Genomic DNA, 23,112 nt, shown 5'->3' with positions numbered 1-23,112 from the left:
TAACATTAAAAAACTGATAATTTCATTGTTAGAAAAAAGTGCCAAATAAGCAAGTTTCGGCTATTAAATAAATTGAAAAAAATACTTATAAAGCAATGAATTGCTCATTTTTCGACTAGGTATGTAATTATCGACAATGGAATCGGATCAAAATTGTTAAGTATCTTACTTAAATTCTTGATAAGTCTAATAAAGGTGCTAATACTTAAGCTAATGGTTTAAATAATAAGAGCCGTGTATAACTCTGTCCCTGGGTTAAATTGTTTTAAGGACTACAAAAATGAAAAAACTTCTATTAGCGTCATTGCTCGTTTCAGGCCCTACTCTTGCCGCTGGTTCTGGTGTTGTAGGTAGCACCGCTGACATTCCTGCGTCTCACCATGCCGACGATTCTTCAGGTTGGCAAGTATCACTTGGTGCGGGTGCCGTTAATGCACCAGAATTTGACGGTGTGGATGATACAGAAACTAATGCGGTGCCACTTATCAAAGTTAACTACAATCATCGTTTTTATATCGAATTTAACAAAATTGGTTGGTGGGCATGGAAACCAGATGATACTGGTTTCAGTTTAGGTTTAGTTGCTCAGTCTCGTAAGGGTTACGACAAAGGTGACGGCCCTATTCCAAACTTTGAAGTTGACGATACAGCACTTGCTGGTATTCGTGCTCGATGGATTAACGGACGCTTTGCGATTCACGGTGCCGTATTAGGCTCGTCAGAAAGTGACAGTGGTGGCGAAGCGCACATTACCGCAAGTTACACCTTCATTGCCTCACCTAAAGGTACCTTATCAGCTATGGTTCAAGCCGAAACATTATCGGAAGATGCAGTAGATTATTTCTACTACGCAGAGACTGATGCGGGTGCTGACAGTGCCACAAACCTTTCATTAGGTGTTATTGGTACCTACAACTTTAGTAAAAAATGGACAATGATCGGTGGTGTTAAAGTGACATCGTTAGATGATCCTATCTCAGATGCACCAGGCGTTACGGAAGACTCTAGTACCAAAGCCGTACTGGGTTTGATGTACAACTTCTAAATGCAACTCTGACGTTAACACGTTAACTAAATAAGGCTCTTTCGGGAGCCTTTTTTGATCTCTGAACAGCATTAATCCAAAAAACGACAAACAGGTGATTTGATGCTGCTAATGTTGCTGTACCGTTGCTGTCGATAACTTACCTACGACGACTCAATCGCATCTAGTCTGTTAAAGGCGATATATGCTTAGCAGCAACGTTTAATGTGACTTGGCTACCGTATTGAATCTCTTTGATAAATGGCGCGATTACTTCAACGACATGAGCTCTTTGAAAGTGATCTGGCTTTGTTTCTGGGTGCGGGTAGTAAATTAAGCCTGCATAAGTCTGCTCGTTAACGTTCAATTGGCAATGGCAAAAGCTAAAGGTTTCTGGGGCAATAGCATCGCACCATGGCAAATCAATAATTTGATGATCGGGTTCCACAATGCTTAATTGGTACGGCGCGATATCGAGATTAATCGTGGCTTTATACATGTGGTCTATATTGACACCGTGTTGCTTAAACAAAGGTGCTTGTATGACGATAGAGCCGTCTTTATAGGGCGTGTTAGGGTTTTGCCCTGACGCAATTTGATGGCCTTTAACGACCGTTGCCTTAAGGGATTTGATGTTACAAGGCTGTTTGGAAAACGTTTTGATGTTTTGAGATGTTGGCCGGTTTTTCATCCATTAACCTTTTACTGCGGTGAATAACCTGTCTTTAAGCTTAGAGAATAAATTGAAAAAACAACCATTTCAAAACTAGAAAAACAATATAACGGAGCAATATAGCAGAGCGATTTAACAGAGCAATAAAAAAGGGAGCCAAGCCCCCTTTCAATCAATCATTAACAATCTTCATAAAGAATATCGAGAATATTACTCACGTCTGACTTACCCGCTTCAATTTCTTCACGAGTCAATCCAGACAACTCATGCGGAAACACTAACCACTCGTCAGACGTATGCACATGATAATCTGGTACCAAATCTACTTTGCTATTTTGTGGCTTGTACCAAGGCGTCGCTACGCGAATGTCGGTTGGCGTATTAAGTCGCATCAGTGATTGAATTTGCTCAATCAAGGCAACCACGCTGCGTCCAGAATCAAAAACGTCATCTACAATCAACAATGAATCGTCAGCATTGGCGTTTTCAACCAAGTAATGCAAACCATGCACGCGAATCTCTTTTGCTTGTTGGTTAATGCCGTAATATGACGACGTGCGAACGGCGATATGGTCGGTATCAACTTTTCTAAAGTCAAAATACTCTTGCACGGCAATACCGATAGGTGCACCACCGCGCCAAATACCTACGATAAAATTAGGACGAAATCCGTCTTTATAAACTTGGTGTGCTACGCGAAAGGAATCTTCTAGTAATTCCTGAGCCGTGATAAATCGTTTTTCCATTATTTCAGACCTGAATAGTAAAAAGTCGGTTAATTTGATGATTATAACCCATTACCACTAAATTTTACTCGCTAGATGGTAATTAAAAACTGATCCAGAGCAACGACAAGCCTGTTTACGCTATTGTTTGCTTTCTCAAAAAACATAGGGTCAATTTTATCGGCTTTGTCCTTGTCAGTATGATAACGGTGATGATTTTCACCGGTAACCATTAAAAAAGGAATGTCTTGTAAATAGAATGGATAATGATCACTCGAGCGTAATAATTGTATGCGCTGTTTTTTGGTAGAAACCACATTACTTTGAACGGTTTCTTGAAATCGAAAAGGCACCGGCACGGATTTATTGGCGCTATTGACGATGGGTTTTAAAAACGGAAAAGGCTTTGTACCGGCAATAATTAATTCACGTTGCTTCTTACCATAACCAAGCATATCTAAATTAACGTTTAATACGATTTGATTAGGATCTATTACCGCATCATTTAAAAATGCCTTAGCGCCATGCATGCCCTTTTCTTCAGCGTCTGTAGCCAAAAACACCATGGAGTAACGTGTGTATTGATGCGCAAAGTAATGTGCTAACTCTAACAGTACCGATACGCCGGAGGCGTTATCATCAGCGCCATAATATACTTTGCCACCTTTAGTGCCTAAATGATCATAATGGGCAGTGATAACAATAAATTTATCGGCAAACACATTGCCTTTTTTAACGGCATAGATGTTTTGGCCAACATGTTCTGAAAAGCCATAATCAAAGCTGAAGTGGTGGTTAAATGTCGGTAGGTCGTTTTCCAAAGCGGCAAATATATACTGTTGCGCCTTACGATAGCCGTCACTATCGGCTTTTCGTCCTGCAAATTCTTTTGAGGCTAAAATATTTAAATGCTGAACGACACTCGAGACTTGTTTGGCTTCAGCCACTGTGAATGATGCGAGCACCACCCATAAAGCGACCACTATCCATAAAATAAGACGCGTTATTGTCACGTTTATAATTTACTCAGTAATTTTAACTTGCTCTGATATTGCTCTTTGATGTCTTTATAAGCCGCATGTTTTTTAGCTTTTGAAAGATAAAACTCAGCCAGTTCATAATCACCCATCATGTAAAACGAACGAGACAAGCCAAAATAAAACTCATGCTGATCATCTAACATCGATTTAGCGCGTTTATAGTAACGAATAGACTCTTCGTAATTGCCATTATGATAGGCTTCATCACCTAACAGTGCATAGTAATATGGGTTTTGGCGACGTTCCTTTTCAATAAAGCGATAAATTTTCGCGGCTTCAACGCTACGCCCTTGCTCACCGACCAAAATAGCTAGGTTATTCCATGCATTGTAATTTTTACCATCTAAGGTTACGGACGCCAAGTACGCTTGCTCTGCATGACTCTCATAGCCAACCTTCTTATATAACAAGCCTAAGTTGCCCCACACTGGCGCGAATGATTTATCTGCTTCAATGGATTTTTTAAAATAGGCATAAGACAAGTCATAGTCACCGCTAACCAGTGCTTGCGCGCCTTTGTTGTTGTAGAACATTGATGTCACTCTTTTGCGACCGATGACATCTTTAGGGAAATGTTTTTTAACAACGTACGGGTCAAAATCTATGGTGGTGGTTTTACCGCCCCACACCACACGGTAGCCATTATGGCTATCTCCTACGACCTTAAGGTTGACGTGCCCAGTCAGTAAGTTGAAATCGCCTTCTCGGATCCAATACTCGGGTATCTCTATCTCTTGAAATTGTATCTGTAAATGCGCTTCTCTGGCCAAGGCATAGGCCAAAATAGTTAATGATAAGCAATTAGCGGTGTTTTGATGAAACGCTTCTCTGGCAGTTAAATTGGCGCCATTCATGTAGCGTAAATCTGTTGGAGAGCTGTGAAACAGTTTTTTTAATAGTTTTCTAGAACGAGCAAACGGATCTTGTTCAGCCATTAAACTGCCGTGAACAAAATTGATCATGTCTTGATCTAAGGCATAGATATCTTTTTCTGACTCAATTTGATAAGTCTGGTAATTCGCAAAGGGTTGGTCATTCAGTAGCTTTGCTACCTCGATGTCGTTAACTTTGTCATCGTTAAAGGCACAGGCCGTTAATAAAATCGTGGATAGAACAATAATAACTTTCGTATACATAGCTTCCCCATATTTAAACGCTCCCTCATTTAAGCATAATCTGAATTCACGTATATTTCACATATATCGGTCTGATAGACATAGAATTTTACAAATTACTGATGTATTCGCTTGTTTAACAAAAGTGCATTACGTCGATAGGTAGAAGATACTGAGAATTACTGCGATTTAAGGCGTTAAACTCTTCAGTGTAAAGTAAGCCAATGGCATGCTTAAGCTTGCGAGCCAAAGCAGCAAATTCCAGACAAGAAAAAGCCCAGCGTAATGCTGGGCTTATCTTATATGTCTTTTTTAAGGATTTAATTCGCTTACGTCCGTGTAAACGACCTGACACTTAATGTCAGGCGCTAGGCGATTCAAATTGTTCCAAACAATTTGTGTACCAAATCCCAAAAAAGAAAAAGCCCAGCATAATGCTGGGCTTATCTTATATGTCTTTTTTAAGGATTTAATTCGCTTACGTCCGTGTAAACGACCTGACACCTAATGTCAGGCGCTAGGCGATTCAAATTCTTCCAAATAATTTGTGTACCAAATCCCAAAAAAGAAAAAGCCCAGCATAATGCTGGGCTTATCTTATATGGCGGTGAGATAGGGATTTGAACCCTAGATGGGCTACAAACCCATGCCGGTTTTCAAGACCGGTGCTTTCGACCACTCAGCCATCTCACCTGAAGTGGTGCGAATATTAAATACAGATGCCCTTGTTGTAAAGGGCTAAATGAAAAAAAATGGAATTTTTTACAATTAATTGCACTGTTCGAATGTTTTTTATTCAATTTGTTTAAACAAACGTCGTTAACTTGATGGCAAAACATTTTCTTACCACCATGATAAGGCAAATAATCTTTGTCATAGCGACTTTGTCATAAAGATGCTGTTGTCATCTAGTGTGTAATCAGCAAACGGATCACACTCTTTAAAGCCCTTGTTTAAATACAAGCGTCTAGCAGGCGCAAAAAACGCCATGGAACCGGTTTCAAGCCATAACTGTTTAATACCCTTTTGCATCGCTTGTGCTTCTATGTGCTCTAACATCAAGGCCGCTAAACCTTGTCCCCGATAAAGGTTGTCAATACGCATCGATTTTATCTCAGCATCGGTCGCTGATAATAGTTTAAAGGCACCACAGCCAATCAAGCGATTCTCGCTCTGATGTTTTTCACCTTGCTCGCTCTGTTTGCCAGCCCCCCGCTTTGCAGAACACTGTTTATCAGTCCACATAGTATAAAAATAAACTCCTTGTTGACGTAAACCATCAAGGTCTAACGCATGCTTACTTTCAGGCGGTGATACTGAGCGCATGTCATCGAGATGTTGTTGTAAAAAGTCAGCAATAGCCTGTGAACGTAAATCATCTAAACGAACATCAATGTGTGGTGGGTATGAATTCAAGGTCATATAAATCACAAAATAAACAAAAGCGATATTTTTGTTATAGATTAACAATTGCGGCGCCAATATAAAACGTCCGCAATAGCTTTGATACTAGCGGCGAGTCTAGCGTTCAACCACGACATTAAAACTGCCAAAAATCATGCGATTACCATCGAACGGCATTGGATTTACATCAGGCTGCAATCTAGGATCTGCCATCAGTTTTTCCATTGCCTCATCTCTAAATGATTTAGAGGGCCAAGTAACCCAAGAAAAACATACCGTTTCATTTGGTTGGCATTTTACCGCCATCGGGAACGAGGTTAACTGACCTTCTGGCACGTCATCACCCCAACATTCAACAAGTGAAAGCGCACCGTACTCCATAAACACATCCGCTGCGTCACTGACATGTTTTATATAATCTTGCTTTTTATCACTTGGCACCGCTAAAACAAAACCGTCTACATACTTCATATTTAACACCTCTCACACCTCTATGGATAAAACAGTAACTTAAATAACCACCCACTATTGCGTTATCCATCTCGCCGCATTACTGATCGTTTTTTGAAAACCACTCATAGGCTCAACAATAAAGTCGTTGAATATGATCTTAGTCGGTTCTTTATACATCTGTAATTGCTGGTTCAAGTTATTCATGCTCTGCACACTTAAATCAAGTTGTGTTTCATTTGGCTGATACGTTGCGCCAATCGGATAATACTCACCAGGCAATTGTTTCATTTCTATGTGAGCGCCCATAATTGCTGACACCGCATGATTATTTGCAAAGGTCACCAGTTTGGCAATGCTGTTACGATACGATTGCCAGTTTTTTACGTAGATATAACCGGGATATAAAGTATCACCGGTAAGCAACCATTTTGTGTGCTCATCATATACCGTGATAGCCTCTTCCTGATGACCAGGTGTCGGCAGTACAGTTATTTTTCGATCGCCCAAATCAATGGTTTTCTCGCCATCGGGCCAATTGGTGAACTCAAAAGCTTGTTGCACATCAGAGGCTGACGGTTTGACAATATGAACGTTTGATAGCGTCGCTAATGACGAATCACCTTGGTAATGATCGCTGTGACTGTGGCTATGCACAACCAGCAACTCTCTATCGGATAATACATCTTTGCCAACAATATCAGTAATTTGTTGTTGAAAAGAAAACTCGGAATTATCGCTTAACGCGCCAGTATCTAGCAGTAAGATCTTTTCCTTCCCGACCAGAATATACATAAACGGGGCTTCGAAATTCAGGCATTTATTTTGACGAACAATAAATGTTGTCGCGTTATGCTTATATACGTCTTGGGATGGGTCTGTATTGTCGTCACAATTAACTGAACCGTGCATCCAGTTTTGTTTCGTGAGCACTGATTCAAGCTGCATAGCTCCTGTTTGTTCGCTTACATCAATGGCCGGTTGGCTTGCACAAGCGGATACCACAAACAGTAACGCTATTGTTATATGAGACTTCATTGCAACTGCAATTGTCATTGGTATTCCCTTTTATCTAAGTGAATCTCGTTTTTCCAACCAATCATGCGCTCAATTTGCACCATATTGCTTATTAAATATTTTCACAATACGGCTATTTATGATTTGCGATAAGTTCCAATTAAGTAACTCAGAATCGGTCGTACTGTAAAATTGAATAACCACGGTATCTTGCTCTTGGTGATAGGTTGCAAAACTTTGATACCCAGGAACCCAACCCGTATGTTCGTATTCATACAAGCCCGAGTAAATCTCTCGTTCGTTGCCTTCAAACACCGAGCCATCATTTAGTGCCCGAATGAAAATACCAACATCTTCAGCTGTAGCAACCATACCACGGTCTTCAGTTTTTAAATCATAAGGATGACCTACATGATAACCACTCATAACATCGTTTAAATCAACGTCTTTAATAGAGCTGAAGGTATTCTTAAGGGCCAAAGGCGCTAAGATTCGTTGCTGAATAAATTGAAAATTTTGATACCCCAATACCTTATCCATGATCTGATTTAGCAGCAGGTAATTGGTATTACTGTATTCGTAGTCTTTACCAGGGGCAAAGCTGGCAGGTTTATCTAAGATCAATGACAGATTGTCTGTATAGTCTTCTGCAGAGCTGTCTGTAGGCTTTGCCCAAAAATTATCTGTGTCTGTAAAATTTGGGATACCACTGCGATGCTGAATCATCATGCGCAGCGTAATTTGCTTAGCATGCTCTATCCTCCCAACCAACTCTGGAAAATAATCAGCAAGGGTATTATCCAAAGATAGTCGACCATCACTGACCAATTTGGTTATAGCGACGGCATCGTAGAGCTTATTTATACTGGCGATTTTGAACAGAGCGTTTGTTTTAGCAGGCGTTTTACTGTCTCGATCGTGCCAGCCTGATGCAAACGACTGAGGGGGTATTCCTGCTTGGTCAATATAGACGACAACGCCATCAAAGCCCTGCTCTACAGCATCATTTAATTGCTGTTGAACGGTCTGTGGTAAAGGTAAAATCCAAGCTTTAACTAAACGCCATGGCACAAAATATAAAGAAATAACGGTACCAACCAACAACACAAATTGTAGAATTCGTTTTTTGGTGGTAGTTTTCATGTTATTCACTGCCTGCGCACATAGTCATTAACAAAATCCAGCTATAAACAATTTATTAAAACACTCTTAAACCTAGATGAACGAGTCATGCTTAAGTTAGGCTTAGTTAGGTTAAGTAATCTGCTAGTAAATGCCTTAACAACTGAACAATCCCTGCAAAAACGATTATTGAACCAATAATCAATATTGATTTGTTGCTTTCAATAGATTGTTGTTCATAGGCACTTGGTGCAAATCTACCTGTAGCAAAAAAACATATTAAACCACCACATACTATTAATACGATGGCGTCAGTGAGTAAACTAAAATCCATATATCTGTGATATCCTTTTTATCATTACTTGATCGGTAAGCTAGTTAGAGTTGTTCACAATTTGTTGTTCTTTTCGAGTAATTCTTCGAGTAACTGTTTTTGTTTTTACTTTTACAATTGTTTCGTTGATAAACATACGAATAACTTGCCCCAACAGTACAAACATCAGTGCTAACTTTAGCCATACTTATTTTGTGATTGCCTTGCTATATAAGTTTTACACTAATTTTATCGAGCGCTACTTTTGCAGACTCTATTACGTGTTGCCATTGATAAGTCTTTAACAATTCACTGATGCTTTGGACTTCACTTGAAATATTCTGAGTAAAAATATTAGTGAACTCACACAGCGTAAGCTTTTCAGATTTTGAAAAACTCTGATTGATTAAGTCTGTTCCTTTCGGTAATGATTCCATAGCTAAATCATCAAACCACCAACTAACAAATTCGCATTTATAGTCTGTGTACTCAACGTGTGACGCAAACTGTACTTGCTCTATAGGAGATGACAAAAATTTCAAGATTTCTAAACATGAATATCGAAATTCTATTGCTGTACTTTCCATAGCGACTTACCACTTAACACGTTAGCTTTTACGGCTTTTTAGCATGGCTGTTCCCAACCAACAAAACCATACAATTTGGCTTATCCCAAAAATCTCTGTGAGAACATCAGCTGGGTAAATCGTGAGAATACCAACCATACCAACGAAAAGGCCAAAGCCGTTGAGTATTTTAGGAAGCTCTTTCCCCTTTAAAGCAGCAACACTTAGCAACGCAACCCAGAGACCACCAACAACTTCGTTGCCACCTCCTAGCCCTTCAACGACAGAGTAGATAGCGCGCCAGACTGTCATCGCTTGGTCAGGATCTTTAACCGATAACTCCAGGGCTGCAGCTAAACCAATATTTGCAATCATGCCACTGGCAATAACTAAACCCACCCAAATAACCCCAAAAATAGCTGCGATTTGAGAAAGGATCGGGCTATTCACCTTTAAACGTTCATGCAGTGCCAGTACCAATACAGCCAAAAGAATGCCAAATAGTACGTACATGACAAGGTTTACGATGGACAGGATAACTTGATTCTCTGCTAAATAAGCAAATTGTCCGACAGAATCAGCATCTGCCGGGTAATTCCAGAACGCACCAAAAAACACGAAAGCTGATATGTAAATAACGGCCTGTAAAAGAGATGAGACACCCGCTATTTTTTGTAAATGATTCACGATATAAATTCCATGTTTATTAAATCCTCAAAAAGACACGACCCTAATTATGGGTTTACATTTTTTTCAAAAAACACTCGGACAAAACCAAATTCAGGATCTGCTTCTTTTTTACTGATCACCCAATTATTTTTTAAATAAAAATTAATTGCTTGTGTATTTCCCTCAAAAGTTTCTAATTTTATGATTGAATTACCAGACCGAGTTAATTCAGCTTCTGAAAATGTAAGTAACAATTTTCCTAAACCTGAACGATGAAACTTTTCGTCAATCATCATAAGATGAATAAAATTGTCGAAAACAATAGAAAAACCGAGTAGCTGTGTATCTTGCTCTAAAACAAAGGAATTTGATAAGTGCTTTTCAAGCTCTTTATCTGACTCTCCGCTATTGATATACCAATCCACACCACCATCTCCTAAAAAAGAACGATAGCATTTATCTATTGTTCTACGTGCTATAGATTGGATTTCACGTAAATCGCCAATAACAGCTTTTCTAATATTATGATTACTCATAGGAAATGGATTTTCTGACGTATAACGCTCTAATAATAGACTAAAAACAATTTGTTAAAATGTGAAGAAAAGCGGACTCAGACAACGGTTAAAAATCCTGCTTGATTGTCTTGTTATAGCTCATCGCTCAATCATCCAATAAACTAAAGCTGAACATGGAACTACTAATACGCAAAACGTCAATATACCAATGCTAGTTTGAATAATGGAATCAATATCGGAGACACCATGGATAAAGTAATTAAACAATAGAGCGAAACCTAAAACGGAAACAACACAAGATCCCGCACCAGCTATAAACAACTTGGAAATAGCTGATAATTTAAGCTTTTTAAATACATAACGAAACGTCGGATATCCAACAATCGATGATACTAGTGTTACGCCGACAGCGATAAAAAGTGAAAAAAATAAAATTGGTATTAACGCCAAAACCATTTCACTATCAAAGATAGAAACTAGTATCGCAGCTCCAACGAACGCTAACCAATATCCTGCAAATGATGAAACAATGTATGTTACGAATCTAGGCTCAATATTCATGTGGTCCATAACGCCCTACAGATTTTCTGGTTATATTTGCGATACACGAGCACCAGCCAGCGAGTATAGTTCCGGTTGAATGGTTTGTTATACGTCATTTTGTTAAACCTTGAAAGAAGCCCAAAACGTACTTTTTGTATATTGCTGCGCCTTGAGATAACCCCTCATCGTGCGAATTTAGAGAGGCCAATATGTATTCTCTTAATTCAGGAATATGATCCATTCGACCATTGGAGATAAGTTCTTTCTCGGCTGTAAGACCGTCGGAGTTATACCCTTTATAACCACCTTGCTCCCAAGCCTGTAAAATACGACAAGATATTTTGATAGCAGAACCATGATGGAGTAATTCATAATCTATAGGGTAACCCGTTTCACATTCACCACAGTCAATGAAATAATATGGGTCGAAATTTCCATCTTCGGTTCCCATGTCAGTGAACAAGGAGCTGTAATCAAAGCACGTGTAATACATATACAGAATATCTTTCAATGCTTCCTCAGTTTTTAAAAATCTCCGAAGCTTCTCATTGTCGTCCATTAAATCCCTCTTTGACGTATAACGCCCCAATAAGAGGCTGATAATGCTTGGCTAAAATGTGTAACGAAGTGGAACTGAGCCAAGCTTTAGCAGTCCCGCACTTAATTGGCTTGTTATAAGCCCTTTTTAATATTACAACTCATTAAATTGTTTTTAGGGGTGTTTTTGCATTGAGAGATAGGGTACTTAATAAAAAAATCATCAATAGCCATATTGGTTTTAATGGCATGGTGATTTGTTCCTAAGTATTCGTTAAACACCGATTTTAATCGAACATCATCTTCGTAAGTTAAAATTAAAGCTAACTTTATGTTCTTTTTAGCTAATTCTGGATCTTCTTCAATATTTTCATAAATTGCACTAAGTAAGCGAACTTTAGGTTGTTGATCATACATAAGCGATTGCATTGTTATGATCGCGCCTAAATTTTCATTTTGTTTATTGATAACTGCCTGTGAGTTGCCGAATTTGTAACTTACAAAACAGCTTAATAATAAGACAAGAACAATTAGTACATTTCGCAAGACCAGAATCCTTATGGGCTTATAACGCCTCAATAAGAGGCTTTTAATAGTTGGTTATAATGTGAAGCGAAGCGGAACCCTACCAACTGTTAAAATTCCTGCTTAATTGCCTTGTTAGGTGTTTTTACCCGCAACCATTTGTTCTTTAACGTTGTTTGGAATATTAACCCAAATAGTTTCACTATTTAAACTTAAATTAATACTGCAATTTTTTGCGACTTTGACAATATGATGAAACCAATCAGAATGACTCCACTCTCGTGGTGGTGGAGAAGTAAATGCTTTTAGATTAGTATCCCATTTTACTTCTGCGGCTTCGCGATAAATATGTTCATAACTAGGACTTCCACCACTAGCTAAAACTAATATCAATTGACCGTTTTCAAGTATTTCTACACTCTCGATTACTTCCATGTTCGATAAACACCTAACGCCCCAATAAGGGGAAATTTGTAGTTGGCTAAAATGTTGAGCGGAGCGAAAACAGCCAACTGTAAATTTTCCCGCTTGATTGACTTGTTATGTGTTGTTCGCGGGTAACTCACCCAAGACGGTTCCGGTTTTTATAAGCACAAATTGCCTAATTCCTGACTCAAGCTTAACTATTTCAACTAACTCATCACAATCATGCTTTTCTAATGCTTGAACAAAACTCGAAGTGAATTCTTTAACTTGCTCAGAAGGATTTGTGATTCCATCTTCTTGCATTGATTTTCTTAGCTGATAAATGTCTAAAAAATGTTGAACAGTTTGTGGCACTAGTTATCCCTAAACACATAACGCCCTGTTAACAGGCAAAATATAGTTGGCTAAAATAAGCGACCAAGGAGCAAAAGCCAACTGTATTTTGTCCTTGTTTAACAGCTTGTTATATGCACTTTTCAATTTTTAATCGGTGCTTTTTACAAGCCTGACCTAATTTACAAACTTTACTTGGCCAATCCCAGCCTTCAAAAGACTCTAGATAAAGATCCCCAAAAGCTTTCACATGACACAAGCCTTCGATCTCATTTAAAGCATTAATTTGATTGTCAGCTTGGTCAAGCAAATCTATTTGAGACTCAAGCATTAAAGCTTGTTCTAATAGATCATGCGTTCGCAAGTCTAAAGCAATTTCTGTGGCTAGTGATTTAATAGATTCGAGCATACTTTCCATGTGCATATAACGCCTCAATAAGAGGTTTTTAATAGTTGGTTATAATGTGAAGCGAAGCGGAACCTTACCAACTGTTAAAATTCCTGCTTGATTGACTTGTTATATTTTAAGCCCAGCTTTCTATACTAAATTTTTTATACTTAACAACAAACTCTTTGGCCTGCTCTAACGTTTTCGGGAAAGGAACCGTGTCATAATAATTGTCCGGGTTATTACGAATTTTTTGGAATCTAAAACCATGTTTGAACAAGAAACGAATCTTGTCCCATTGTTTTTTATCACTCTTTTTCGGTGGCTTAAAATGGCGTCCAAAGTTATAGCTATGGTTTCCACAATCAGGACACGTCATGGTTTCTGGATTTCTCTCTGGTTTAGGTAATTGACGCATAAAAGATTTGCAGCATTCAAAGCAAACATATGACATTGCGTATTCGTTAATCACCTATCCTCCTGAAAATATAACGCCTCAATAAGAGGCTTTTAATAGTTGGTTAAAATGTGAAGCGAAGCGGAACTCTACCAACTCTTAAAATTCCTGCTTGATTGTCTTGTTAGCTGTACTTTATAAACCCCAGGCTAAATAGGCCATGTCTTTAACTTCAGCTTTAAATTCTATTGCACCAATTTCAAATGGTGGTTCTGGGTTTAGCTCAAAAGCATCGCAACTAGTAAATATACGATCCAATATTCGAGTTACTACAGGATCAGAACCGCTTAGAGCACCTGAATCTCGACTTTCATTCCACAATTTAATAAAACTTGTCATGAATTCAGTTTCAGTTAACTGCTCTTTAAGAAAACTTATAACTAATGATTTGAAGTCATCTTCCATAGTCGAGAGGTATCCTTGTACAGCTAACGCCCTGTTAACAGGCAAAATATAGTTGGCTAAAATAAGCGACCAAGGAGCAAAAGCCAACTGTATTTTGTCCTTGTTTAACAGCTTGTTATATGCACTTTTCAATTTTTAATCGGTGCTTTTTACAAGCCTGACCTAATTTACAAACTTTACTTGGCCAATCCCAGCCTTCAAAAGACTCTAGATAAAGATCCCCAAAAGCTTTCACATGACACAAGCCTTCGATCTCATTTAAAGCATTAATTTGATTGTCAGCTTGGTCAAGCAAATCTATTTGAGACTCAAGCATTAAAGCTTGTTCTAATAGATCATGCGTTCGCAAGTCTAAAGCAATTTCTGTGGCTAGTGATTTAATAGATTCGAGCATACTTTCCATGTGCATATAACGCCCCGCTAAGGGGAAATTTATAAGTTGGCTAAAATAACGAACGGAGTGAGAAAAAGCCAACTGTAAATTTTCCCACTTGAGCGACTTGTTATATGCCTTTTTGCCAAACTTTTAACGTATACGGCTCCGCAACATCTGAAGTTTCAAAGTTAATATTTTTAATTAACTCATTAAGTTTGACATCGTGAATGATGCAACCAAACGGAAGCTTTCCATGGGACTCACTTACCGCCGATATCCTAATCTGCCCAGCCATATCATCGAACCACGAGTAAAAGATCATGGTTTTTTTCGTATTTTTTGAATTAAACAGTTCGGCACATTTACCAATGAAATCTTCAAGAGAGCCACGCCCCCATTCTTTAAGCAAGCTTTCGTTAATTCCAAAGGTTACTAAATTTGAATTAGCTTCTTCATTAATGTCAGTTGACTGGACTATTTCTGTTTCAACCTCTAGTTCATTGAGCCATTGATTTAGAGTGGTATGCATAATTCCTCAAGGCATATAACGCCCAAATAAGGGGCTGATTAACTGTTGGCTAAAATGTGAAGCGAAGCGAAACCGAGCCAACTGTTAGCAGTCCCGCTTAATTTACTTGTTATGTGTAATTTACTCTAAAGCCTCTGCAATCATTTGATTACGCCACTCTTTTGTATTTTGCCACATTTCATCAGTTAAGCCATTATGTGACCAAAAGACTACTTGCCCTGATTTATTCAGGCAGTAGTAATCAGAGTTGTCTTCACAAATTGGAAGCAATTCATCGGGAAGTTTATAGAATTTTTTAGCATCCGCAATTGCGGAATAGATATCAAGGTGACTTGAAGCGTTATTGATTTCTAGAGCTTCCATTGGAGCGTTTCCAAGGTCATAACCAGATTTGATAAAGTCGATATAATCGTTTGGAAACGTAAAACCTAATTTCTGTTGTGCCTCAGAAATTTCTATATCGCTTGGTGGTTTAAACTCAACCCTTTCCATTCACACCGAACCCTTGATTACACATAACGCCTCAATAAGAGGCTTTTAATAGTTGGTTATAATGTGAAGCGAAGCGGAACCTACCAACTTTAAAATTCCTGCTTGATTGTCTTGTTAGGTGTTACCACCACTGCATTACTTGACCCACTGAAGTTAAAACCACTATCACAATAGGAAAATAAGCCATTGCCGCTAAGATCTTCTTCTGTTTGCGATGTAACCAGCCTGCAATTAATAGAGGAATAGCCAAAGTTAAAATATAAGTTCCCACTAATGGCTCAACCATTCCACACGAATCTTTATTAAAGAAACAAAAATACGAATTTATAAAAAGAGCTACAGCAATAACTATAAGCATGCCGCTAATATAAAATTCTAATGTAGATAATGTGCGAGAATTCATTAACACCTAACGCCCTAATAATGGGCAAAAAATTGTTGGCTAAAATGTTGAGGAACGAAAACAGCCAACTGTTTTTTGTCCTTATTAATTAGCTTGTTATGTGCCGATATTACGCTTTAAACCGAAAAAAGCAAAGAGCGACATTATGCTAAATATAACACCTGAACCGAATTGCATTAAAGCCCACTTACTGTAAATATTTAGCCAGCCTTGAAAATTAAAGCCTGACTCAAATAAATATGAAATGGCTTGCCCAAATGGAACGAGGATACCAACAAACATTGCACTGTACATTGAATATGTAAGCATAATTTTAAAAGCTGCGATTTTATAATTCCGCTTTGAGGTTAACAAAGACAATAGAAATATAAAAATTAGCGCTAATGGAACGATATAAAGCGATAAAGACAATTCATGTTTTGACGGCAGATATGCGAAATCTATTGCCGTAATTCCAGCGGATAAAGTTATTATAAATTGATTAACCGAGCTTAGATTCATACTTTAGGCACATAACAGTTTATTAGAAGGAAAAATTCCATGTTTGCACAGGGCTAATTTCCATCTATTCAGTAAAAGAAAATAGGATAACTGTTTTAGTACAACTAAATCAACATGATAGAGGGTCTTGGAATGATCGGTAATGGGCAAAGGCGGAAAAATGCCGTATTTCACGCATTATTGATAAATGAGGTGTTTTTTTGGTCGGTTACAAAATAAATTTGCTGAAACTAATTCGAATGCTTGTGTTTCTGCTGAGTAAAATATAAATCTAGGACTCTTCTAGATTATTTTTTAAATAGAAAAAGAAAAAGCCCAGCGTAATGCTGGGCTTATCTTATATGGCGGTGAGATAGGGATTTGAACCCTAGATGGGCTACAAACCCATGCCGGTTTTCAAGACCGGTGCTTTCGACCACTCAGCCATCTCACCTGAAGTTGATGCGCATATTAAGGAGTCTTATTACGCTTGTAAAGCATTAATTTGAAAAAATAAATTGATTGCAAATAATTTGCGCACATCGTTTATTATTTCTGCTAAATTAACACTTAAATACATAAACTTAGCGGTATAAGGTGATTTTATGAGCGATGCCATTTGTCGTTGCCCCTGGCTCGATTTAAGCAAACCCGACTATGTTGAATACCACGACAAAGAATGGGGCGTGCCAGTATATGACGATCAAACAATGTTTGAGTACTTAACCTTAGAATCCGCGCAAGCGGGATTAAGTTGGTATACGGTATTAAAAAAGCGTGACAATTACCGTCGTTTGTTCGCCAACTTTGACGTCCAAGCTGTAGCAAAGTTTGATCAGCACAAAATTGAGCAACTGTTGACAGATCCTGGCATCATTCGCAATCGTTTAAAAGTACAAGCGGCGGTTAATAATGCGCAGCGCTTTATTGAAGTGCAGCAGGAGTTTGGTAGCTTTTGTGATTATATATGGGGCTTTGTTGATCATAAGCCTATCGTCAATACGTTAAACAGCGTCGACGACTACCCTGCTACCTCAGATATTTCAGATGCGCTAAGCAAAGATTTAAAAAAGCGCGGCTTTAAGTTTGTCGGTTCAACCATTGTTTATGCCCACATGCAGGCGTGCGGTATGGTTAATGACCACAGCGAAGATTGTTTTCGTCGACAACCTATCATCGAGCAATATTCGTAACAAAATGCGACCAACTCTACCTTTTTGGTGAGAGTATGTCATAATATGTCAAGGTTAGATGTTTACGCCATAGCAAATTTACGCTATAAAACGGTAAGTCAGGTTGGATTTAACAGCAATAATAACAATTGTCATTGAATTTTTTCGATTCAACCCCATCTAATAATTAGTAATTTACAAGTACGAAGGAAACTTTATGCAATCACAAATGGGTTTTTCAACAGCGACTCAAAGCTCTGCTATTGAAATTAACAAAGTATTACGTAACACCTATACACTACTGGGCATGACCTTGGTGTTTAGTGCGGCTGTTGCCATGCTTACCATCATGTTAAACCTACCTAGCCCTGGTTTAATCGTTACGCTTATCGGTGTATATGGTTTGATGTTCTTAACCTACAAAACCGCTAACTCAAGCATGGGTATTTTGTCGGTATTCGCCTTTACTGGCTTTTTGGGTTACACCATTGCGCCACTTGTAGGTTATGCCGTCGGCGCAGGCGCTGGTGACTTGGTTGTATTTTCTTTAGGTGCGACGGGTCTTATCTTCTTTGGTTTGTCAGCGTACGTATTGACCACCAAAAAAGACATGTCATTCTTAACAGGTATGCTTAACGTTGGTTTTTGGTTCTTATTAATCGCTATTGTTGCGAATTTATTCTTCCAAATCCCAGCAATGTCGCTAGCTATTAGCGCCCTGTTCATCCTATTTTCGTCAGCGATTATCTTGTACCAAACCAGTGAAATCATTCACGGTGGTGAGCGCAACTACATTCTAGCGACTGTGACGTTATTTGTGTCTCTTTACAATATTTTCAGTAGCTTACTGCACATCTTGTTAGCATTTGCTGGCGGAGACGATTAATTTTTTAAGCAAAATATTTTATACTATAAAGGCTCCGTATCTCGGAGCCTTTTTTATTTGTCAGTTTTTATGTGTTAGAGGTTGCATTGAGTACATTTGCTTTGGTTGTCAGTACCGGCCCCACGGATAATAAAACCGTGAGCGCTCTGAATTTTGCCCGAACCTTGTTGACCATGGGTCATCAAGTCAATGGCATATTCTTTTATCAAGATGGTGTGTTGAACGCCAATACCTTTGTGCAAACGCCGAGTGATGAAACAAACCTAACCAAAGAATGGCAACTGTTTAACCAGCAAACCGCAACGCCGTTGCACTTATGTATCTCTGCTGCCGAACGCCGTGGCTTAACCGACAGTAACGATGAGGACTTCTACCATAACATTGTTGCCGAATTTACCATTTCAGGATTAGGCGAGTTGGCGGTATTAACGGCAAAAGCCGATAAGGTCGTGCAATTATGAGCCATGCCAAAAAGCGCTATCTGATCATCAATACCAGCGCCAGTTTCGATCAATTGCATGCCCGTGAGTCATTAGATGCGGCACTGATTTTAGCCAGCTATGATCTGCCCGTGAGCCTTTGTTTTATCGGTGATGGCGTATATCAGACCCAAGCGGCACAAAATCCCGAATTAATTCACGCAAAAGATTTCATTGCATCGTTTAAAGCGGTACACTTCTACGATATAGAAGATATCTATGTAAGCGAGCCTTGCCTTGCCGAACGTAGCTTATCGGATAATTTTGCCTTTGCCGATGTCTCGGTTATATCGCAACAAAAAATATCGCAGCTAATTGCAGCTGCTGACGTCGTCCTTACTTTCTAAATAGATTTATGGCTGTATTACATATCGTGCGCAACAGCGCATTTAATGACAATAAATTGAACTTATGTTTGAGTTTATTAAGCGCAAAAGACACCTTGTTTCTAATGGACGATGGTGTGTATAACGTAGCGCACCCAAAACTCATCAGACGACTTCATGAATTTAAAGTGTTCGCGGTACAAGATCACCTTGCCGCTCGTGGTGTGCGCAGCGAAGAGCAAGCCATCGTCATGGCCGAGCTTAAAGACTTGGTTGAGCAGTCTGAAAAAGCAGACAAAGTGATCACATGGCAATAGAGTTTAATAATCAAACCTTTGAAACCGACAAAGAAGGTTACTTGCTCGATTTTACCCTGTGGTCTGAAGAATTAGCGCCAGAGCTTGCCAAGTTCGATAACATCGAGCTCACAGACGATCATTGGGATGTGGTGCGGTTTGTGCGCAACTTCTATTTAACCTATAAAACCTCCCCTGCTATTCGTGCGCTTATCAAAGCGATGAAAGACGAGTTCGGCGAGGAAAAAGCCAACAGTCGTTATCTGCATCGTTTATTCCCTAAAGGCGCGGCCAAGCAAGCAACTAAAATCGCTGGGTTACCTAAACCTAAGCGTTGCTTATAGTCTTGGCGGCTATTTGTCTATCCATAGCCGTATAACTTAACCAGGTAAACGAGCTAGCCTGACATTTGGTTATATTTTCTTACAGTTTTTTGATACCTGCCAATCGCTTACTGTCAATTTTAAGTGCGTTTTAACGCCCATCATGTATATTATTTGTTAACAACAATCATTGTGATGGGATACTTATGGCCAAATCCATAACAATCAACGGCGAAAAAATTGCCATTGATGTCGATGAAAACATGCCACTATTGTGGTTTCTACGTGACCGTTTAGAGTTTACTGGTACCAAGTTTGGTTGCGGTAGCGGTTTGTGCGGCGCCTGTACCGTTCATGTTGACGGCAATGCAACACGCTCTTGTATTACGCCTGTAGGCAGCCTTGAAGGCAAACAGATAACCACCATTGAAGGGTTGTCGGCAAACGGCGATCATGCCTTACAAAAAGCCTGGGTTGATAATAAAGTACCGCAATGCGGCTACTGCCAAGCGGGTCAAATCATGAATGCGGCAAGCTTGTTAAAAGCCAACCCTACACCAAGTGATGATGACATAGTCAATGCCATGCAAGGCAACATCTGTCGTTGTGGTACCTATCAGCGCATCAAAAAAGCGATTCGCCAAGCCGCAGACGATCTTGCCAAGGAGGTGTCATAATGCATCCTCATATTAAAAAAGAGCTCGAGCAGTTCTACCAATCGCAACAAGCGTCAACAACACCGACAAAAGATAGCAATTCAGGCATCAGTCGACGTAGTTTTTTAAAACTATCAAGTGTCGCCGGTGGCGGTTTATTAATTGGCGTAAATGTGCCGGCATTGGCATTCGCTGACAGCAAAACAGACACCTTTAACCCAAACGCATTCATTCATTTACATAGTAATGGTGACTTAACCATTTACTGTGGTCGTTGTGAAATGGGACAAGGTATTTCTACTGCATTACCGTCAGCCGTTGCCGATGAAATGGAGGCAGATTGGTCACGCGTAACCGTCAAGCAAGCCGACGGAGACCAGGATAAATACGGCCCTCAGGCCACCGGTGGGTCTGCCAGTATTCGAGTGATGTATGAACCGATGCGTAAAGCCGGTGCCGCAGCAAAAGAAATGTTAATGCTTGCTGCTGCGAAAGTTTGGTCAACCGATGTCGCCAATGTTGAAGCCGATAACCACTTTATCGTTAACAAAGACAATGGTAAAACACTTGCCTATGGCGATTTAGTCGACGTAGCGCAAAATATTGAAGTACCGCAAGAGCCAACCTTAAAAAGTAAAGATCAGTACCGTTATATTGGCAGTGACTTACAACGCCACGACTTAGACATGGTAGTGACCGGTCAACGCACTTACGGCGCTGATACTAAGGTTGCAGGTTTAAAATATGCGGCTATCGTTCACTGCCCCGTATTGGGCGGCAAACTCAAACGATTAGATAAAAGCAAAGCCATGGCGGTTAAAGGGGTTGTCGATGTTGTCGAGATAACACCTATTCAACACCCGTACAGCTCTGTCGGTGGTGTCGCCGTTGTAGCTGATAATTCATGGACCGCTCAACAAGCGGTTAAACAACTGGATATTGAATGGGAACTGGGCCCTAATAAAGTCTATAACACCGAACAATACCGCCAAGATCTGGTGAGTAACGTTGAAAAAACCGCCGAAAAAATGGGTGAGCGTGGCGATTTGCAAACCGCATTCAACAACGCTGAGACCATGGTTAAAGCAACGTACACTGGCGGTCATCTAAGTCATGCACCAATGGAGCCGAACGCGAGTGTGGTATCGGTCACCGATAATAGCTGTGAAGTATGGGCATCTACCCAAGCACCGGACGATATTCAAACAGTACTTGCCAGTGTATTAGGTAGAGAGAAAAAAGACATTATCGTTCATGTCATGATCAGCGGTGGTGCATTCGGGCGTAAATTTAAATGTGATTACGTTCATGAAGCAGCGGTGATCTCAAACAAAGTCAAAGCACCTGTGCAGCTGATCTGGAGCCGTGAAGAAGACATGCGTACCGGTTTTTATCATTCGATAAGTGCGCAACACCTTGAAGCGTCTATCAATAAAGACGGTGATGTCGACGGTTGGTTACAACGTGTCGCCTTCCCTTCAATAAGCTCATTGTTCCAACCAGGGCTTGAACGAGCACCAGAGCGCGCCTTTGGCGATGTAAATAGTCATCCATTCAATATCAGTAATTTTCGCAGTGAATCGGGCTTGGCGCCTGCGCACACGCGCATTGGCTGGTATCGCGCCGTGTATGCGATATTTTATGGTTTTGCTTATGGCAGTTTTGCTGATGAGCTGGCGATAACCAAAGGCATCGATACCGTTGCGATGTTGCATCAATTATACGATGCCAACAAAAACCCAGAGCAAGAGGAGCAGGTAAAACGCTCTAAAGACGTATTAGATCTGGTCGCTAAACAAGCTGGCTGGGGCAAAGAACTGCCAGAAGGCGAAGGTTTGGGTATTGCGGTGCATTACAGCTTCCAAAGTTATGTTGCTATGGCAGTACATGTCAAAGTCGATGGCGATAACATCAAGGTCTTGAATGTCGACTGCGCCATTGATTGTGGTCAAATTCTAAATACCGATGGCGCCACGGCACAAATGGAAGGTGCCGTGGTAATGGGTATGTCATTGTCGTTATATACCGAGATAAGCTTTAAAGATGGCGCGGTGGTTAACTCAAATTTCCACGACTACCCGGTACTGCGCATTAACGAAATGCCAAATGTGCGTGTGCATATTGTCGACTCAGATGCGAGTCCAACCGGTTTAGGTGAGCCAGGTGTAGCACCATTTGCACCGGCATTAACCAACGCCATTTACGCAGCCTCTGGTAAACGCTACCGTGATTTACCAATTAAGCCAATAAATGCCTAGACGTTAAACGCTTAGCCAGTGAATAATGTAATCTGGTTAATAACCTAGTCTCGTTAACAACACGACAAACCGTAAAACGCCCTGATGAATTAACATACAGGGCGTTTTTTATGGTTGTTGCAATGGTCATTCTAATGGCTATGCTGGAGCTCGTGCTTTGACGTTGTTAGTTGTTATTTGTTATTT

34 protein-coding genes and 2 tRNA genes are annotated in these 23,112 nt (G+C 39.8%); 9 read left to right on the top strand and 27 right to left on the bottom strand.

All coding sequences use genetic code 11. The annotated features are described in order from the left end of the window. Nucleotides 1-280: 280 nt before the first annotated feature. Complete coding sequence (locus E2K93_RS17250; protein ID WP_135440278.1) at nucleotides 281-1,045, top strand: MipA/OmpV family protein; 765 nt, start codon at nucleotides 281-283, stop codon at nucleotides 1,043-1,045. A 163-nt stretch (nucleotides 1,046-1,208) separates the two neighbouring features. On the opposite strand, the gene E2K93_RS17245 is transcribed toward E2K93_RS17250, so the two are convergent. From E2K93_RS17245 to E2K93_RS17115, 27 genes are all read right to left on the bottom strand, one after another. Continuing rightward, nucleotides 1,209-1,715, bottom strand: coding sequence for a hypothetical protein (locus E2K93_RS17245; protein ID WP_135440277.1), 507 nt, complete (start codon nucleotides 1,713-1,715; stop codon nucleotides 1,209-1,211). Nucleotides 1,716-1,876: 161 nt separating this feature from the next. Continuing rightward, on the bottom strand, nucleotides 1,877-2,443 hold the full coding sequence (locus tag E2K93_RS17240) for a phosphoribosyltransferase (RefSeq protein ID WP_416316098.1): 567 nt from the start codon (nucleotides 2,441-2,443) through the stop codon (nucleotides 1,877-1,879). A gap of 71 nt (nucleotides 2,444-2,514) precedes the next feature. Beyond that, nucleotides 2,515-3,435, bottom strand: coding sequence for a M28 family peptidase (locus E2K93_RS17235; protein WP_189637806.1), 921 nt, complete (start codon nucleotides 3,433-3,435; stop codon nucleotides 2,515-2,517). Between the two features lie 2 nt (nucleotides 3,436-3,437). Further along, a complete protein-coding gene (locus E2K93_RS17230; RefSeq protein WP_135440274.1) occupies nucleotides 3,438-4,598 on the bottom strand; it encodes a tetratricopeptide repeat protein in 1,161 nt (386 codons plus the stop codon). A 581-nt stretch (nucleotides 4,599-5,179) separates the two neighbouring features. Then, nucleotides 5,180-5,270, bottom strand: a tRNA-Ser gene (locus tag E2K93_RS17225). A 180-nt stretch (nucleotides 5,271-5,450) separates the two neighbouring features. Then, the gene (locus E2K93_RS17220) at nucleotides 5,451-5,999 is read right to left on the bottom strand and encodes a GNAT family N-acetyltransferase (protein WP_135440273.1); all 549 of its coding nucleotides are present in this window, start codon (nucleotides 5,997-5,999) and stop codon (nucleotides 5,451-5,453) included. 99 nt (nucleotides 6,000-6,098) lie between these two features. Then, nucleotides 6,099-6,452 (bottom strand): DUF1428 domain-containing protein, encoded by a 354-nt coding sequence (locus E2K93_RS17215; RefSeq protein ID WP_135440272.1) that lies wholly within the window; start codon nucleotides 6,450-6,452, stop codon nucleotides 6,099-6,101. Between the two features lie 54 nt (nucleotides 6,453-6,506). Beyond that, nucleotides 6,507-7,487, bottom strand: coding sequence for an MBL fold metallo-hydrolase (locus tag E2K93_RS17210; RefSeq protein WP_135440271.1), 981 nt, complete (start codon nucleotides 7,485-7,487; stop codon nucleotides 6,507-6,509). Nucleotides 7,488-7,538: 51 nt separating this feature from the next. Then, nucleotides 7,539-8,591 carry a serine hydrolase domain-containing protein gene (locus E2K93_RS17205; RefSeq protein ID WP_135440270.1) on the bottom strand — a complete coding sequence of 351 codons (1,053 nt, stop codon included), beginning with the start codon at nucleotides 8,589-8,591 and terminating at the stop codon, nucleotides 7,539-7,541. Nucleotides 8,592-8,697: 106 nt separating this feature from the next. Then, nucleotides 8,698-8,904 (bottom strand): hypothetical protein, encoded by a 207-nt coding sequence (locus E2K93_RS17200; protein WP_135440269.1) that lies wholly within the window; start codon nucleotides 8,902-8,904, stop codon nucleotides 8,698-8,700. A gap of 206 nt (nucleotides 8,905-9,110) precedes the next feature. Continuing rightward, nucleotides 9,111-9,470 (bottom strand): hypothetical protein, encoded by a 360-nt coding sequence (locus E2K93_RS17195; RefSeq protein ID WP_135440268.1) that lies wholly within the window; start codon nucleotides 9,468-9,470, stop codon nucleotides 9,111-9,113. A gap of 21 nt (nucleotides 9,471-9,491) precedes the next feature. Further along, the gene (locus E2K93_RS17190) at nucleotides 9,492-10,136 is read right to left on the bottom strand and encodes a DUF4386 family protein (protein WP_135440267.1); all 645 of its coding nucleotides are present in this window, start codon (nucleotides 10,134-10,136) and stop codon (nucleotides 9,492-9,494) included. A gap of 47 nt (nucleotides 10,137-10,183) precedes the next feature. Further along, nucleotides 10,184-10,654, bottom strand: a complete 471-nt coding sequence (locus tag E2K93_RS17185; protein ID WP_135440266.1) for a GNAT family N-acetyltransferase — start codon at nucleotides 10,652-10,654, stop codon at nucleotides 10,184-10,186. Between the two features lie 120 nt (nucleotides 10,655-10,774). Further along, nucleotides 10,775-11,197, bottom strand: coding sequence for a hypothetical protein (locus E2K93_RS17180; protein WP_135440265.1), 423 nt, complete (start codon nucleotides 11,195-11,197; stop codon nucleotides 10,775-10,777). A 94-nt stretch (nucleotides 11,198-11,291) separates the two neighbouring features. Continuing rightward, nucleotides 11,292-11,738: a hypothetical protein gene (locus E2K93_RS17175; protein WP_135440264.1), complete on the bottom strand. Its 447-nt coding sequence runs from the start codon at nucleotides 11,736-11,738 to the stop codon at nucleotides 11,292-11,294. 113 nt (nucleotides 11,739-11,851) lie between these two features. After that, a complete protein-coding gene (locus E2K93_RS17170; RefSeq protein ID WP_135440263.1) occupies nucleotides 11,852-12,262 on the bottom strand; it encodes a hypothetical protein in 411 nt (136 codons plus the stop codon). A 114-nt stretch (nucleotides 12,263-12,376) separates the two neighbouring features. Further along, a complete protein-coding gene (locus tag E2K93_RS17165) occupies nucleotides 12,377-12,676 on the bottom strand; it encodes a hypothetical protein (protein ID WP_135440262.1) in 300 nt (99 codons plus the stop codon). Between the two features lie 105 nt (nucleotides 12,677-12,781). Beyond that, nucleotides 12,782-13,021, bottom strand: a complete 240-nt coding sequence (locus E2K93_RS17160; RefSeq protein WP_135440261.1) for a hypothetical protein — start codon at nucleotides 13,019-13,021, stop codon at nucleotides 12,782-12,784. A gap of 109 nt (nucleotides 13,022-13,130) precedes the next feature. Further along, on the bottom strand, nucleotides 13,131-13,418 hold the full coding sequence (locus E2K93_RS17155; RefSeq protein ID WP_135439306.1) for a hypothetical protein: 288 nt from the start codon (nucleotides 13,416-13,418) through the stop codon (nucleotides 13,131-13,133). A 106-nt stretch (nucleotides 13,419-13,524) separates the two neighbouring features. Next, nucleotides 13,525-13,860, bottom strand: a complete 336-nt coding sequence (locus E2K93_RS17150; protein WP_189637805.1) for a hypothetical protein — start codon at nucleotides 13,858-13,860, stop codon at nucleotides 13,525-13,527. 120 nt (nucleotides 13,861-13,980) lie between these two features. Then, nucleotides 13,981-14,382: a colicin immunity domain-containing protein gene (locus E2K93_RS17145; RefSeq protein WP_135440260.1), complete on the bottom strand. Its 402-nt coding sequence runs from the start codon at nucleotides 14,380-14,382 to the stop codon at nucleotides 13,981-13,983. Continuing rightward, nucleotides 14,366-14,653, bottom strand: coding sequence for a hypothetical protein (locus tag E2K93_RS17140; RefSeq protein WP_135439306.1), 288 nt, complete (start codon nucleotides 14,651-14,653; stop codon nucleotides 14,366-14,368). Before E2K93_RS17140 ends, E2K93_RS17145 begins: the two co-directional genes overlap by 17 nt. A gap of 100 nt (nucleotides 14,654-14,753) precedes the next feature. Then, nucleotides 14,754-15,155, bottom strand: coding sequence for a hypothetical protein (locus E2K93_RS17135; protein ID WP_135439300.1), 402 nt, complete (start codon nucleotides 15,153-15,155; stop codon nucleotides 14,754-14,756). A 120-nt stretch (nucleotides 15,156-15,275) separates the two neighbouring features. Continuing rightward, on the bottom strand, nucleotides 15,276-15,647 hold the full coding sequence (locus E2K93_RS17130; protein WP_135440259.1) for an SMI1/KNR4 family protein: 372 nt from the start codon (nucleotides 15,645-15,647) through the stop codon (nucleotides 15,276-15,278). Between the two features lie 121 nt (nucleotides 15,648-15,768). Continuing rightward, nucleotides 15,769-16,050, bottom strand: coding sequence for a hypothetical protein (locus E2K93_RS17125; protein WP_135440258.1), 282 nt, complete (start codon nucleotides 16,048-16,050; stop codon nucleotides 15,769-15,771). Nucleotides 16,051-16,146: 96 nt separating this feature from the next. Beyond that, entirely contained in the window at nucleotides 16,147-16,551 is a 405-nt protein-coding gene (locus E2K93_RS17120; protein WP_135440257.1) for a hypothetical protein, read from the bottom strand. A gap of 342 nt (nucleotides 16,552-16,893) precedes the next feature. Continuing rightward, nucleotides 16,894-16,984, bottom strand: a tRNA-Ser gene (locus E2K93_RS17115). A 151-nt stretch (nucleotides 16,985-17,135) separates the two neighbouring features. Here E2K93_RS17115 and E2K93_RS17110 point away from each other — a divergent pair. The 8 genes from E2K93_RS17110 to E2K93_RS17075 all read left to right on the top strand — a co-directional run bounded on the left by E2K93_RS17110 (nucleotide 17,136) and on the right by E2K93_RS17075 (nucleotide 22,926). After that, entirely contained in the window at nucleotides 17,136-17,723 is a 588-nt protein-coding gene (locus tag E2K93_RS17110; RefSeq protein WP_135440256.1) for a DNA-3-methyladenine glycosylase I, read from the top strand. A gap of 196 nt (nucleotides 17,724-17,919) precedes the next feature. Continuing rightward, complete coding sequence (locus E2K93_RS17105; RefSeq protein WP_135440255.1) at nucleotides 17,920-18,588, top strand: Bax inhibitor-1/YccA family protein; 669 nt, start codon at nucleotides 17,920-17,922, stop codon at nucleotides 18,586-18,588. A gap of 86 nt (nucleotides 18,589-18,674) precedes the next feature. Then, entirely contained in the window at nucleotides 18,675-19,049 is a 375-nt protein-coding gene (tusD, locus tag E2K93_RS17100; RefSeq protein ID WP_169127499.1) for a sulfurtransferase complex subunit TusD, read from the top strand. Beyond that, nucleotides 19,046-19,414 (top strand): sulfurtransferase complex subunit TusC, encoded by a 369-nt coding sequence (gene tusC / locus E2K93_RS17095; protein WP_135440253.1) that lies wholly within the window; start codon nucleotides 19,046-19,048, stop codon nucleotides 19,412-19,414. Before tusD ends, tusC begins: the two co-directional genes overlap by 4 nt. Before the next feature lie 8 nt (nucleotides 19,415-19,422). Continuing rightward, nucleotides 19,423-19,710 carry a sulfurtransferase complex subunit TusB gene (tusB, locus tag E2K93_RS17090; RefSeq protein WP_135440252.1) on the top strand — a complete coding sequence of 96 codons (288 nt, stop codon included), beginning with the start codon at nucleotides 19,423-19,425 and terminating at the stop codon, nucleotides 19,708-19,710. After that, a complete protein-coding gene (locus tag E2K93_RS17085; RefSeq protein ID WP_135440251.1) occupies nucleotides 19,701-20,033 on the top strand; it encodes a TusE/DsrC/DsvC family sulfur relay protein in 333 nt (110 codons plus the stop codon). Before tusB ends, E2K93_RS17085 begins: the two co-directional genes overlap by 10 nt. A gap of 185 nt (nucleotides 20,034-20,218) precedes the next feature. Further along, entirely contained in the window at nucleotides 20,219-20,689 is a 471-nt protein-coding gene (locus E2K93_RS17080; RefSeq protein WP_135440250.1) for a (2Fe-2S)-binding protein, read from the top strand. Then, entirely contained in the window at nucleotides 20,689-22,926 is a 2,238-nt protein-coding gene (locus tag E2K93_RS17075) for a xanthine dehydrogenase family protein molybdopterin-binding subunit (protein WP_135440249.1), read from the top strand. Before E2K93_RS17080 ends, E2K93_RS17075 begins: the two co-directional genes overlap by 1 nt. The last annotated feature ends 186 nt before the right edge of the window (nucleotides 22,927-23,112 follow it).

The organism is Thalassotalea sp. HSM 43, assembly GCF_004752005.1.
Lineage (GTDB): Bacteria > Pseudomonadota > Gammaproteobacteria > Enterobacterales > Alteromonadaceae > Thalassotalea_A.
The sequence above is the reverse complement of the archived record's forward strand: the minus strand, read 5'-3'. Positions and strand labels throughout refer to the sequence as shown.

Excerpts from the sequence above, each read along its gene's own strand:
- E2K93_RS17075 (WP_135440249.1), top strand. The coding sequence starts at position 20,689 with ATGCATCCTCATATTAAAAAAGAGCTCGAGCAGTTCTACCAATCGCAA.
- E2K93_RS17215 (WP_135440272.1), bottom strand. The coding sequence starts at position 6,452 with ATGAAGTATGTAGACGGTTTTGTTTTAGCGGTGCCAAGTGATAAAAAG.
- E2K93_RS17200 (WP_135440269.1), bottom strand. The coding sequence starts at position 8,904 with ATGGATTTTAGTTTACTCACTGACGCCATCGTATTAATAGTATGTGGT.
- E2K93_RS17245 (WP_135440277.1), bottom strand. The coding sequence starts at position 1,715 with ATGAAAAACCGGCCAACATCTCAAAACATCAAAACGTTTTCCAAACAG.
- E2K93_RS17155 (WP_135439306.1), bottom strand. The coding sequence starts at position 13,418 with ATGGAAAGTATGCTCGAATCTATTAAATCACTAGCCACAGAAATTGCT.
- E2K93_RS17105 (WP_135440255.1), top strand. The coding sequence starts at position 17,920 with ATGCAATCACAAATGGGTTTTTCAACAGCGACTCAAAGCTCTGCTATT.
- E2K93_RS17080 (WP_135440250.1), top strand. The coding sequence starts at position 20,219 with ATGGCCAAATCCATAACAATCAACGGCGAAAAAATTGCCATTGATGTC.
- E2K93_RS17220 (WP_135440273.1), bottom strand. The coding sequence starts at position 5,999 with ATGACCTTGAATTCATACCCACCACACATTGATGTTCGTTTAGATGAT.
- E2K93_RS17230 (WP_135440274.1), bottom strand. The coding sequence starts at position 4,598 with ATGTATACGAAAGTTATTATTGTTCTATCCACGATTTTATTAACGGCC.
- E2K93_RS17210 (WP_135440271.1), bottom strand. The coding sequence starts at position 7,487 with ATGACAATTGCAGTTGCAATGAAGTCTCATATAACAATAGCGTTACTG.
- E2K93_RS17130 (WP_135440259.1), bottom strand. The coding sequence starts at position 15,647 with ATGGAAAGGGTTGAGTTTAAACCACCAAGCGATATAGAAATTTCTGAG.
- E2K93_RS17140 (WP_135439306.1), bottom strand. The coding sequence starts at position 14,653 with ATGGAAAGTATGCTCGAATCTATTAAATCACTAGCCACAGAAATTGCT.
- E2K93_RS17240 (WP_416316098.1), bottom strand. The coding sequence starts at position 2,443 with ATGGAAAAACGATTTATCACGGCTCAGGAATTACTAGAAGATTCCTTT.
- E2K93_RS17110 (WP_135440256.1), top strand. The coding sequence starts at position 17,136 with ATGAGCGATGCCATTTGTCGTTGCCCCTGGCTCGATTTAAGCAAACCC.
- E2K93_RS17125 (WP_135440258.1), bottom strand. The coding sequence starts at position 16,050 with ATGAATTCTCGCACATTATCTACATTAGAATTTTATATTAGCGGCATG.
- tusC (WP_135440253.1), top strand. The coding sequence starts at position 19,046 with ATGAGCCATGCCAAAAAGCGCTATCTGATCATCAATACCAGCGCCAGT.
- tusB (WP_135440252.1), top strand. The coding sequence starts at position 19,423 with ATGGCTGTATTACATATCGTGCGCAACAGCGCATTTAATGACAATAAA.
- E2K93_RS17175 (WP_135440264.1), bottom strand. The coding sequence starts at position 11,738 with ATGGACGACAATGAGAAGCTTCGGAGATTTTTAAAAACTGAGGAAGCA.
- E2K93_RS17165 (WP_135440262.1), bottom strand. The coding sequence starts at position 12,676 with ATGGAAGTAATCGAGAGTGTAGAAATACTTGAAAACGGTCAATTGATA.
- E2K93_RS17120 (WP_135440257.1), bottom strand. The coding sequence starts at position 16,551 with ATGAATCTAAGCTCGGTTAATCAATTTATAATAACTTTATCCGCTGGA.
- E2K93_RS17135 (WP_135439300.1), bottom strand. The coding sequence starts at position 15,155 with ATGCATACCACTCTAAATCAATGGCTCAATGAACTAGAGGTTGAAACA.
- E2K93_RS17180 (WP_135440265.1), bottom strand. The coding sequence starts at position 11,197 with ATGAATATTGAGCCTAGATTCGTAACATACATTGTTTCATCATTTGCA.
- E2K93_RS17205 (WP_135440270.1), bottom strand. The coding sequence starts at position 8,591 with ATGAAAACTACCACCAAAAAACGAATTCTACAATTTGTGTTGTTGGTT.
- E2K93_RS17250 (WP_135440278.1), top strand. The coding sequence starts at position 281 with ATGAAAAAACTTCTATTAGCGTCATTGCTCGTTTCAGGCCCTACTCTT.
- E2K93_RS17195 (WP_135440268.1), bottom strand. The coding sequence starts at position 9,470 with ATGGAAAGTACAGCAATAGAATTTCGATATTCATGTTTAGAAATCTTG.
- E2K93_RS17085 (WP_135440251.1), top strand. The coding sequence starts at position 19,701 with ATGGCAATAGAGTTTAATAATCAAACCTTTGAAACCGACAAAGAAGGT.
- E2K93_RS17185 (WP_135440266.1), bottom strand. The coding sequence starts at position 10,654 with ATGAGTAATCATAATATTAGAAAAGCTGTTATTGGCGATTTACGTGAA.